At 71.0% G+C, this 11,257-nt stretch carries 11 protein-coding genes, 1 rRNA gene and 2 riboswitches; of the genes, 1 reads left to right on the top strand and 11 read right to left on the bottom strand.

Annotated features, from left to right (window positions below; genetic code table 11):
• Positions 1-19 precede the first annotated feature (19 nt).
• Positions 20-144, bottom strand: a riboswitch (glycine riboswitch).
• Positions 145-254: riboswitch (glycine riboswitch) on the bottom strand.
• 197 nt (positions 255-451) lie between these two features.
• Positions 452-829, top strand: coding sequence for a PRC-barrel domain-containing protein (locus ITX44_RS32275; protein WP_205362059.1), 378 nt, complete (start codon positions 452-454; stop codon positions 827-829).
• On the opposite strand, the gene ITX44_RS32270 is transcribed toward ITX44_RS32275, so the two are convergent.
• The 11 genes from ITX44_RS32270 to rrf form a co-directional block, all read right to left on the bottom strand.
• Positions 793-2,256 (bottom strand): DNA polymerase IV, encoded by a 1,464-nt coding sequence (locus ITX44_RS32270; protein ID WP_205361869.1) that lies wholly within the window; start codon positions 2,254-2,256, stop codon positions 793-795. The two genes, ITX44_RS32275 and ITX44_RS32270, sit on opposite strands and share 37 nt — an antisense overlap.
• Before the next feature lie 178 nt (positions 2,257-2,434).
• On the bottom strand, positions 2,435-3,034 hold the full coding sequence (locus tag ITX44_RS32265) for a MerR family transcriptional regulator (RefSeq protein WP_205361868.1): 600 nt from the start codon (positions 3,032-3,034) through the stop codon (positions 2,435-2,437).
• Positions 3,035-3,261: 227 nt separating this feature from the next.
• Positions 3,262-3,735 (bottom strand): bifunctional nuclease family protein, encoded by a 474-nt coding sequence (locus ITX44_RS32260; protein WP_031518684.1) that lies wholly within the window; start codon positions 3,733-3,735, stop codon positions 3,262-3,264.
• A 118-nt stretch (positions 3,736-3,853) separates the two neighbouring features.
• Positions 3,854-4,606 carry a transcriptional regulator FtsR gene (gene ftsR / locus ITX44_RS32255; RefSeq protein ID WP_205361867.1) on the bottom strand — a complete coding sequence of 251 codons (753 nt, stop codon included), beginning with the start codon at positions 4,604-4,606 and terminating at the stop codon, positions 3,854-3,856.
• A gap of 71 nt (positions 4,607-4,677) precedes the next feature.
• Positions 4,678-5,466, bottom strand: coding sequence for a double zinc ribbon and FHA domain-containing protein (locus ITX44_RS42860; RefSeq protein ID WP_205361866.1), 789 nt, complete (start codon positions 5,464-5,466; stop codon positions 4,678-4,680).
• A 105-nt stretch (positions 5,467-5,571) separates the two neighbouring features.
• The gene (locus ITX44_RS32245) at positions 5,572-6,546 is read right to left on the bottom strand and encodes a DUF881 domain-containing protein (RefSeq protein WP_205361865.1); all 975 of its coding nucleotides are present in this window, start codon (positions 6,544-6,546) and stop codon (positions 5,572-5,574) included.
• 7 nt (positions 6,547-6,553) lie between these two features.
• Positions 6,554-6,886, bottom strand: coding sequence for a small basic family protein (locus tag ITX44_RS32240; RefSeq protein ID WP_202237672.1), 333 nt, complete (start codon positions 6,884-6,886; stop codon positions 6,554-6,556).
• Positions 6,883-7,833, bottom strand: a complete 951-nt coding sequence (locus ITX44_RS32235) for a DUF881 domain-containing protein (RefSeq protein ID WP_205361864.1) — start codon at positions 7,831-7,833, stop codon at positions 6,883-6,885. Before ITX44_RS32235 ends, ITX44_RS32240 begins: the two co-directional genes overlap by 4 nt.
• Positions 7,834-7,895: 62 nt before the next feature.
• Entirely contained in the window at positions 7,896-10,391 is a 2,496-nt protein-coding gene (locus ITX44_RS32230) for a mannose-1-phosphate guanyltransferase (protein ID WP_205361863.1), read from the bottom strand.
• A 23-nt stretch (positions 10,392-10,414) separates the two neighbouring features.
• A complete protein-coding gene (gene clsA / locus ITX44_RS32225) occupies positions 10,415-11,023 on the bottom strand; it encodes a cardiolipin synthase ClsA (protein WP_205361862.1) in 609 nt (202 codons plus the stop codon).
• 116 nt (positions 11,024-11,139) lie between these two features.
• Positions 11,140-11,256 (bottom strand): 5S ribosomal RNA (gene rrf, locus ITX44_RS32220).
• Position 11,257 lies beyond the last annotated feature (1 nt).

Here is an 11,257-nt window from a genome sequence, read left to right as displayed (position 1 = left end):
CGACGCGGACACCCGGACGGCCTCCCCCTCTGTCATCACGACCTGAGAGCTTCACCGCCCGCGGTGGGGCGGCTTGCACCGTCGGTGAGGGCTCGTCGCGGCAGCCGCGGCGCTTCCGGAACGGGCCCTGCTTTCCAGAGTGACCTCACCCGCGCGGTACGGATGCCTGAGAGATTCCGGGGAGGATTTGCTCCTTCGGCGCCTCTTTGGGTGCCCCTTCCGGGCACTTCGGAGGACTCTCCCGCACGGGGTCTGCAGCCGATGACCAGCGTACCAGCGCGCCTTCCGCCCGCATCGGGGCGGCGGCGCGCACGCACCCCCGCGGAGTCGCGCCGTAAGGGTGCCCGTAATGTGCCGTTTGCCGGTAGTCCGCACAATTAGTGGTAGTCAGATGGCTCAGATGGCATCGCCGTCGGCCGTACGTGGCCGGGCGCAGTCGGTGGGAGGCACCGTGCACAGCGACATCGATCCGCGCAGCCTGATCGGCCGCCGCGCCTTCGACCGGGACGGTTCGAGGATCGGCACGGTGGACGAGGTGTACCTGGACGACGCGACCGGTGTGCCGGAGTGGGCGGCGGTGCGCACCGGGCTGTTCACCAGGGACGCCTTCGTGCCGCTGGAGCCGAGCGAGCTGGTGGACGGCGAACTGCGGGTGCCGTTCAAGAAGTCGCTGATCAAGGACGCGCCGGACTTCGGTGTGGGCCGCCATCTGTCGCCCGAGCAGGAGCTGCAGCTCTACCACCACTACGGCATGGAGGTGCCGCGCAACGAAGCGGACCGCCGTACGGCGCCTCAGCGCGATTTCGGCGAGGTGGCGGGCGGGGAGTGACCGGCCGGCTGGGCCGAACGGGTGGCACGGGACGGAGCGGACGGCGACGGCGGTTCCGGGGGCTGGGGTTCCGGGGGCTGCGCCGACTGTGGCAACGGCTCCGGTAGAACCCGCGGGACCGGCAGCAGCGGGTCGCTGTGGCTCAGCTCGGGGTCGTCCATGACGAAGGTGCGCACCCGGCCGGGGGCGGTGTCCGCGGGCACCTCGAAGCGCACCGTGACCCGGCCGACGCCGCTGCCCTGCACCCACCCGGGGCCGTACTGCGTGTGGGTGACGTCCTGGCCGGGCCACCAGGTCCTGGCCCGTTCGGGGGACGGCGGCGCGACGGGCGCCTCGCGGTCGGCGGGCAGTCCGGCCGGGTCGCCGCCGCTCTGCGCGAACAGGTCCTCCTGGGTGAAGTCGGCCAGGCCCGCGACGCCCACCCCGAGCAGCCGTACGCCGCCGGTGGTGTCGACGCCGTCCACCAGGCGGCGGGCGGTCTCGCGGACCACCACGGGGTCGTCGGTGGGCGCGCGCAGCGTCTCGGAGCGGGTGAGCGTGGAGAAGTCGAAACGCCGCACCTTGACCACCACGGTGCGGCCGGAGCGCCCGGCGCCGCGCAGCCGCTGGACGCAGCGGTCGGCGAGCCGGTCGATCTCGTGCCGCACCTGGGCGCGGTCGGTCAGGTCGTGGTCGAAGGTGTCCTCCACGGAGATCGACTTCACGTCCCGGTCGGCCACGACCGGGCGGTTGTCCAGGCCGACCGCCATGGCGTGCAGCGATGTGCCGTGGGCCTTGCCGAGCAGCCGGACCAGTTCGTGCTCCCCTGCGTGGGCGATCTCGGCGACGGTGGCGATCCCGGCCCGGCGCAGGTGCTCGGCGGTGGCCGGGCCGACGCCCCACAGGGCGCGCACCGGCAGCGGGTCGAGCAGTGCCCGCTCGGTGCCGGGGTCGACCACCACCAGGCCGTCCGGCTTGGCCTTCTCCGAGGCGATCTTGGCCAGGAGTTTGGAGCCGGCCAGGCCCACGGAGGCGGTGAGCCCGGTGGCCTCCCGGATGGTGGCCCGAAGCCGCACCGCCACCGCGCGCGGGTCCTCCTGGCTGTCGGCGGCCTCCAGGTCGACGAACGCCTCGTCCAGGCTCAGCGGCTCTATCAGCGGGGAGACCTCGGCGAGCAGCCCCATGACGGTCTCGCTGATCTGCCGGTACAGGCCGAAGCGGGGCACGAGGTAGGCCGCGTTGGGGCACAGCCGGCGGGCGTGGGCCATCGCCATCGCCGAGTGGACGCCGTGCACCCGTGCCTCGTAGGACGCGGTCGCGACCACGCCGCGGGGGCCGAGGCCGCCGACCACGACCGGCTTGCCCCGCAGGCTCGGCTTGGACGCCTGCTCGACCGCGGCGAAGAACGCGTCCATGTCCAGGTGCAGGATCGTCGGCGCACTTCTCACAGTTCCGATCGTGCCGCACGCCACTGACATTGACCGTACAGGCGTACGGAAACAGCCGGTCCGCGTCGCCTCCGCGCCGCCGCGGCGTCTCCTCCGCGGCGGCGACGCGCCGGACCGAGGTCCGCGGCCGCCCGCCGCCACGCAGACGCCGCAGATGTACCCGCGTAGAGCGTGCGGCTCAGACGGCGCGGTTTCTGCGCCGGGCCAGCTCGTCGGACGGGTTGTGGCCGACCAGGGTCTCGCCGGTGTCCACCCGCTCGCCGTGCATCTGGGACAGCGAGCTCTCCACGTCCCGCCACACCACGCCGACCGCGATACCGAAGACGCCCTGGCCGCCCTGGAGCAGGTCGACCACTTCGTCCGGCGAGGTGCACTCGTACACGGTGGCGCCATCGCTCATCAGGGTCATCCGGGCCAGTTCGCCCTGGCCGACCGAGCGCAGGTGCTGGACGGCGGTGCGGATGTTCTGCAGCGACACGCCGGTGTCCAGCAGCCGCTTGACGATCTTCAGCACCACCACGTCACGGAAGCTGTACAGCCGCTGCGTGCCGGAGCCGAAGGCCGGGCGGACGCTGGGCTCGACCAGCCCGGTGCGGGCCCAGTAGTCGAGCTGGCGGTAGGTGATGCCGGAGGCCGCGCACGCGGTGGGACCGCGGTAGCCGATCTGCTCCCCCTGCCCGGCCGCGTCCTGCCCGCCCGCGGCGGCGCCGGTACGGGCCAGCGGCCCTCGGGTCGGATGGGGGCCGCCGGTGGCCAAACCGTCGCCGGTGCTTCTCACGCCGCCCTCCGTCCCTTCACATCCCGTGACCGCGCGCACGTGCCACGGGACTTTCCACCTCGACGGTAGGCAGTCACCCGGGGTGCGTCAACGATCGCCACACTCGGCACGCCGAGTGATATTCACCCCACGAGTGGTTTGATCCGACCGAAGGCGGGAACGACTGTCAGATTGCCCGATCGTGGGGCAACCTTGCCGTCCCGACCCGCTCGACCGCGGCGCGGCCCTCACTGATTGCTGGTGCCGAAGTCCTCCGGCGAGATCTGGTCGAGGAACTCGCGGAACTTCTCCACTTCGTCCTCCTGCTCGTCCGGGATCGCGATGCCAGCGTCGTCCAGCACGCCGTCACTGCCGTAGATCGGCGTGCCGGTGCGCAGGGCGAGCGCTATGGCGTCGGAGGGACGGGCACTGACCTCGACCCCGCTGGCGAACACGAGCTCCGCGTAGAAGACGCCTTCCCGCAGATCCGTGATGCGCACCTCGGTGAGGGTCTGACCGACCGCTTCGAGCACGTCCTTGAAGAGATCGTGAGTGAGTGGTCGCGCCGGCGTCATGCCCTGTTGCGCGAAGGCGATCGCCGTGGCCTCCCCCGGCCCGATCCAGATGGGCAGGTACCGGTCGCCTCCTACTTCACGCAGGAGCACGATCGGCTGGTTGGAGGGCATTTCGACCCGGACACCCACAACGTCGAGCTCGTTCACACAGCAACCCTAGGCCGTGCCCGGCGGGTTTGGGTAGTCGGGCAGCTCCCGGGGCCGCCACCCGGTGGGCGATCGCCTGTCCGAATACCGCCGGTCCGGCCCGCGGCCGGGGGGCCGATCAGCGCAGCCGCAGCCGGAGCGCGGACTGCACCAGCGCGGCGTGCAGCCGTACCGACAGTGCCGCCAGCTCCCGGGCGGTGGCTTCCGCGCGGGTACGGGTCTGCGGGTTGCGGTGCCGCCGCAGGGGCGCCACCACCTGCTCGACCAGCCCCGCTTCCCGGTCCGCGGCCGCCTTGACCGCCCGCAGGTGGCGCGGCTCCACACCGAAGCGGCCCAGTTCCACCACGAGCCGGCCGATGGTCACCGCCTCGGCGTCGTAGCCGCCGTCCCGGCCGGCCTCGACCAGTCCGTACGACTCCCACTCGGCCAGTTCCTTGCCGTCGGCCCCGGTGGCCTCCAGCAGCTCCTCACGGCCGATCCGCAGTTCCGCGGGCTGATCAGTCGTGACGGGGAAGTCCAGGGCGTTCTGGGGGCCGCTGAGTGCTTCCTTGGACTCCGCCGGCCCGGGGAGCGCCACCTGCTCGCCGCGGTCCATGGCGTCCAGGTGTTCCCGGATCACCCGCAGCGGCAGGTAGTGGTCGCGCTGCACCCGCAGCACGTACGCCAGCCGCTCCAGGTCCCTGGCGCCGAACTTCCGGTATCCGGAAGGGGTGCGCTGCGGCTCGACGAGCCCCTCCGCCTCCAGGAAGCGGATCTTGGAGATGGTGACCTCGGGGAACTCCTCGCGCAGCCTGCCGAGCACCGCGCCGATGCTCAGCAGGGTCCCGTCGTCGGCGGCGCCGCGCCCGGCACCGCCCGACTCTCGCGCCATGAACACCTTCCTGGGAATCCCGCGGGCCGCGCCCGGGCAGACGGTTGCCCGGACGCGGCCCGCGAGAGGGATCAGATGCCCCGCTGGCTCGCGTAGAAGACCAGCCGGTACTTGCCGATCTGCACCTCGTCGCCGTTGTAGAGCGCGACCGCGTCGATCCGCTCCCGGTTGACGTACGTACCGTTCAGGCTGCCGACGTCGGAGACGGTGAACCCGCCGTCCGACCCACGCCGGAACTCCACGTGGCGGCGGGAGACCGTCACGTCGTCCAGGAAGATGTCGCTCTGCGGGTGCCGGCCGGCCGTGGTCAGGTCGCCGTCGAGCAGGAAGCGGCTGCCGGAGTTGGGCCCGCGGCGGACCACCAGCAGCGCCGAGCCGGGCGGCAGCGCGTCCACCGCGGCCTGCGCCTCGGGCGACAGGGTCGGCAGCGGGGTCTGCCCGGTGGCCTCGGCCTCGTACGCCTCGATGCCGGAGATCGAGATGGTCGAGGTGGTCTCCGACGGCCGCTCGTACGGGGCGCCTGCGCCTCCCCGCAGCGGCGCGCCGCAATTGGAGCAGAAGCGGCTGGCCTCCGCGTTGGTGTGGCCGCACCGGCTGCAGACGGGCAAACCGAACCCTCCACCCGGGGTCGAGGCTGACGATTCCCCGAAACCTATGCGCGGCGCCGAACCCTGGTCAACAGGCGCCGAGCCGGGCGTGCCGGGATATCCGCCGGCGTCCGGCGGCTCGTTGCGGAACAGCGGACGATCGCCCGCCTCCTGACCCTCATCGGTCAGGTTCCGCGGGGCGCGGTGACGCGCCGTCGCCGGCTCGGCCGACTGCCGCGCGCTCTTGCCGAACAACTTTCCGAACAACTTCACGGGCGATTCCCCTTGACAGAAGCAGACCCGCCCGTGGGGCAGGACGAACCATCGTTACACACAGTTTCCACTACAACGCACCCCACCGAAGCCCCGACCCCCCGCTCACCGGGATGACCGAGCGTAGTCAGGCTGCTCCGACGGCCGCAAGGCATCCACGACGATCTTCTGCGAGCGGACCACATCGGCCGTGGCCTGCTGCTTCTCCAGCGTCTGTACCACCCCGCCGGGGATGTTCAGCGCAGGTTCGAGGTCCTGCGGGCTGCCGATCACCTTGAACCGGTACGGCTGCGTCACCTTGTGCCCGTCGATGCGCACACCGTCCGCACCCTGGGTGAAGTACGTGTCGGCGACGACCCGGACGTCGTTGATCTGGATCGCCTCGGCGCCGGCGGCACGCAGCTCCTGCAGGGTGTCCAGAAGAGTATCGGCTTCCACGCCGCCGTGCGGGTCGGTGATCGTCAGCGTGATCCCCGGGCCCTGCGCGGCCACCGTACCGGCCAGCACGCCCAGTTCGCGGGCCTTCTGCCGGGTCTGCTTGAGCGCCTCGGCGGCCTGGTCGGAGCTGGTCTCCAGCTGGGTGCGCTGATTCTCCAGCCCGCGCTTCTCGTCCTGCAGCCGCTGGCCGCGGTTGTCCAGCTCGGTCAGGATGCGCACCAGGTCCTCCTGACGGGCGCCGCGCAGCGCGCTGTTGTCGCTCGTCGACCGGACCTGAATGGCCAGCCCGAGGCCCAGCGCGAACAGCAGCACCGCGACGGTGAGCTGGGCGCGGGACAGCCGCGGCGGCCACAGGCCGGCCAGCAGCCGCTGTCGGCCGCTGGGGGCGGCGGCAGCGGGCTCCGCGGGCTCGGGCGCGGCGGGGGCCTGCGGGCCGGGCTCAGGGGCGGAGACGGCCTTCGCCGCGGGTGTCGCGGCAGGCTCGGGCGCTGGCCTGGGCTCGGGCACCGCGGCGGGTTCGGGCGCGGGCTCCGCAGCCGGCCGCGACTCGGGCGTGGCGACGGCCTTCGGCTCCCGTTCCGGCTCGGGTTCGGGCGTGGCGGCGGCCGGGGGCCGGTCCGGGTGGTCGTGTTCCTCGCTCATGACGGCCTCACGCCCGGAAGACGTGCCGGCGGATCGCGGCGGCGTTGGAGAAGATGCGGATGCCGAGCACCACCACGACGCCGGTGGACAGTTGCGCGCCGACCCCGAGCTTGTCGCCGAGGAAGACGATGAGCGCGGCGACCACCACGTTGGACAGGAAGGAGACCACGAACACCTTGTCGTCGAAGATCCCGTCGAGCATGGCCCGCAGGCCACCGAAAACGGCGTCGAGCGCGGCGACCACGGCGATGGGCAGGTAGGGCTCGACCCCGGAGGGCACCACAGGGCGCACCACGAGACCGACCACGACTCCGACGACGAGGCCCAGTACGGCGATCACTTCGAACCCTTCCCACCCGCGGCGGTACCCACCTGCTGCGTGCCGGCTGCGGCAGCCGGTGTGGCGTACCGCACTGTCAGACTGGGCGCGGCGGCGAGTTCCAGGTCGCCCTGGACACCGATGCTGGACCGGATCCCGTAGTCCTGCCGCAGCGCGCGCAGGTACCGACCGTCCACGCTGTTCTGGAATGCCGTGCTCAACCGCTTCCCGTCCCCGATCGCCAGCACCGTGTACGGCGGCGCCAGCGGCTTGTTGTCGACCAGTATGGCGTCCCCGGCGGCCCGGATGGCCGACAGCGCCGTCAGTCGCTGGCCGTTGACCGTGATCGCCTCCGCGCCGGACGTCCACAGGCCGTTGACGACCCGCTGGAGGTCGTGGTCGCGCACCCGCCCGGTGTCGGAGAAACCGCTGCTCTCGCGCGGCCCGTTGCCGTCGCCGCCGGACGCCTCCTTGGCGTCGTCCACCACCAGCCGTACCCCCGGCCCGTGCACGGGCGTGGCGGCGGCCAGCAGTTCCAGCGTCAGGTTGGCGTCGCCGCCGTGGTCGTGCAACGCGGCGCGCTGCTCGGCGGACACGGTGTCGCGCAGCCCGTCCACGTCCTTCTGGAGGGCGTCGGCGCCGCGTGTCTCGGTCTGGACGCGGTCGATGAGCTTTTGCCGCTCCTTGGCGACGGTGGGCGCCGAGGAGTGCGCCTGGGCGGCGCCGAAGGTCACCACGGCCGCGGCGAGCACCAGTCCGGCCGCGACCCACAGCCGGCCGCTCAGCGCCGTCGGGAAGCCCGCGGTGCCGGTACGCCCGCGGCGGGCGGCGGCCTGCGCGTATCCGGCGTCCAGGCTGTGCTCCATGACGTCGGTGAGCAGCGACATGGAGAAGTCCGGACGGCGCAGCGGAGCAGCCCCGGGTGCGGGGCTGCTCCGTTCGGATGACTGCTGCGGCATGCCGCACATCGTTGCACGTCGGGGCCCGTACGCTCGAATGCGCGCCGAACGGGGCCCGGCGCACCGCCGGTTCAGCGCCCGGCGTTCTCCACGACCTGCGACCACTCCTCGAGCAGGGCCTGCGCCGACGCGTCGTCAGGACCCTCCGCCCACAGGTGCGTGACGGCCTCGGCGGGGTCGGGCAGCACCATCACCCAGCGCCCGTCCGGCTCCACCACGCGCACGCCGTCGGTGGTGTCCACCGACCGCTCGCCGGCCTCCTCGACCACCCGGCGCATGACCGAGCCCTTGACCGCCCACGGCGTGGGCACGTCCCGCTTGAGGACGTGGGCGCGCGGAATGCGGGCGTCGATCTGGCTGAGGGTGAGCTGCGTACGCGCCACCAGCCCGATCAGGCGCACGAATGCCGCGGCCCCGTCGAAGACGCTGGAGAACTCGGGCACGATGAAGCCGCCGCGCCCGTCGCCGCCGAAGATGGTGCCCTCCTCGCGGCCGACCCGGGTCAGGTCGTCGGGCGAGGTGGTCGTCCACGTCACCTGGGTGCCGTGGTAGGCCGCGACCTGCTCGGCGATCCTGGTGGTGGTCACCGGCAGCGCCACTCGGCCGCTGCGGCGCTCGGCGGCCACCAGGTCGAGCAGCACCAGCAGGGCCCGGTCGTCCTCGACGATCCGGCCCCGCTCGTCCACCAGCGACAGCCGCTCCCCCACCGGGTCGAACCGCACGCCGAACGCGGCCCGCGCCGAGGAGACGATCTCGCCGAGCCGCACCAGCCCGGCCCGGCGGCTCTCCTCGGTCTCGGTGGGCCGCGCCTCGTCCAGGCCGGGATTGATGGTGAGCGCGTCCACGCCGAGCCGGCCGAGCAGGCTGGGCAGAACAAGCCCACCACTGCCGTTCGCGGCGTCCACGACCACCTTCAGGCCCGCCTCGGCGATGCCCGAGGTGTCCACGGCCCGCAGCAGCGCCCCGGTGTACGAGTCGAACACGGTCGCCGGGAAGTTCAGGTCGCCGATCTCCCCGGGGAAGGCCCGTCGGTACTCCTGGCGCGCGAACACCCGGTCCAGCTTGCGCTGCCCGCCCGCCGACAGGTCGGCGCCCCGCTCGTCGAAGAACATGATGTCGAGCGAGTCCGGACGGCCCGGGGTGGTACGGATCATGATGCCGCCGGCGCTGCCGCGAGCGGTCTGCTGGCGGGCCACCGGCATGGGGACGTTCTCCAGGTCGCGCACGTCGATCGCGCTGGCCTGCAGGGCCGAGATGACCGCCCGCTTGAGCGCGCGGGCGCCCCGGGAGTGGTCGCGGGCGGTGGTGACCGTCGCGCCCTTCTTGAGCGTGGTTGCGTACGCGCCCGCCAGCCGTACGGCCAGCTCCGGCGTGATCTCGACGTTGAGGATGCCGGACACGCCGCGCGCGCCGAACAGATGCGCCTGGCCGCGGGACTCCCAGATCACCGAGGTGTTGACGAAAGCGCCGGCCTCGATGGTCTTGAACGGATAGACCCGTACGTTGCCGGCGATGATCGATTCCTCGCCGATCAGGCACTCGTCACCGATCACGGCCCCGTCGTCGATCCTGGCCGCCCGCATGACGTCGGTGTTCTTGCCGATGACGCAGCCGCGCAGATTGGTGCCCTGCCCGACGTACACGTTGTCGGCGATGACGGCCTTGTGCAGGAAGGCACCGGTCTTCACCACGACGTTGGAGCCGATGACGCTGTGCTCGCGGATCTCGGCGCCGGCTTCCACCTTGGCGTAGTCACCGATGTAGAGCGGGCCGCGCAGCACCGCGTCCGGGTGCACCTCGGCGCCCTCGGCCACCCAGACGCCGGGCGAGATCTCGAACCCGTCGACGTCGACGTCGACCTTGCCCTCGAGCACGTCGGCCTGGGCCTTCACGTAGCTCTCGTGGGTGCCGACGTCCTCCCAGTAGCCCTCGGCGATGTAGCCGTAGACGGGCTTGCCCTCCTTCATCAACTGCGGGAAGACATCTCCCGACCAGTCGACGGGCACATCGGGCTCGACGTAGTTGAAGACCTCGGGCTCCATCACGTAGATGCCGGTGTTCACCGTGTCGGAGAACACCTGGCCCCAGGTCGGCTTCTCGAGGAAACGTTCCACCCGGCCCTCGTCGTCGACGATGGTGATCCCGAACTCGAGGGGGTTGGGGACCCGGGTCAGGCAAACCGTGACCAGGGCGCCCTTCTCCTTGTGGAATGCGATCAGTTCGGTGAGATCGAAATCGGTCAGGGCATCGCCCGAGATCACCAGGAAGGAATCGTCCTTCAACGCCTCCTCGGCGTTCTTGACGCTGCCGGCCGTTCCCAGCGGCTTTTCCTCGTTGGCGTAGGTGAGCTCCATCCCGAATTCCTCGCCGTCCCCGAAGTAATTCTTCACCAGGGAGGCCAGGAACTGGACGGTCACCACCGTCTCAGTGAGTCCGTGCCGCTTGAGCAATGTCAGAACGTGCTGCATGATCGGCCGATTGACCACCGGCAGCAGAGGTTTCGGCATGCTCGACGTCATTGGGCGAAGGCGGGTACCCTCGCCGCCGGCCATAACAACCGCCTTCATGTTGGAAACGTCCTCCTCGTGACTCAGTCAGCCGTGGTGTCCGCCCTGACGAGTCGCCGGACCTGCACCACATAGAGGATCCCTGCCCACCAGTACAGGGTTGTACCCCAACCTGCGAACGCCCAGCCGAAAACAGACGCCAAGGTGGCGAGCCACCCACTGCTGTCGCTCAGCAGCAGCAGCGGAAAGGCGTACATGAGGTTGAAGGTAGCCGCTTTCCCGATGAAGTTCACCTGGGGTGGGCCGTAGCGGTGCCTCCGCAGAATCAGCAGCATCACCGCCATCATGACTTCCCGTGCCAGGAGGAGCACGGTGAGCCACAACGGGAGGATGCTCCGCCACGTGAGCCCCACCAGGGTGGACAGTACATACAACCGGTCCGCGGCCGGGTCCAGCACCCGGCCGAGCTTGCTGACCTGATTCCACCGGCGGGCCAGCTTGCCGTCCAGGTAGTCACTGATGCCAGCGAACGCCAGTACCAGCAGGGCCCATCCGTCGACCTTCGGACCGTGGAACTCGGGCCACAGAATCAGCCACAGGAAGACCGGCACGCCGACCAGACGGGCCATACTCAGGATGTTGGGGATCGTGAAGATGCGATCCGTTTGCACCCGTGTCTCCTGGACCTCCACGGGTCCCCTCCAGCCATACGTACCGTGCCGACCTTGCGGCCCGACTCTACACCGAACACAAAAAGGACCCGGCACCGGATCGGATGATCCAGGGCCGGGCCCTTTTGTCAATAATTGTTCGGCGGCGTCCTACTCTCCCACAGGGTCCCCCCTGCAGTACCATCGGCGCTAAAAGGCTTAGCTTCCGGGTTCGGAATGTAACCGGGCGTTTCCCTCTCGCTATGACCACCGAAA

It is taken from the genome of Actinacidiphila acididurans, assembly GCF_016918855.1.
In the GTDB taxonomy this organism is placed as follows: domain Bacteria; phylum Actinomycetota; class Actinomycetes; order Streptomycetales; family Streptomycetaceae; genus Actinacidiphila; species Actinacidiphila acididurans.
This window is presented reverse-complemented; position numbering and strand designations above follow the sequence as displayed.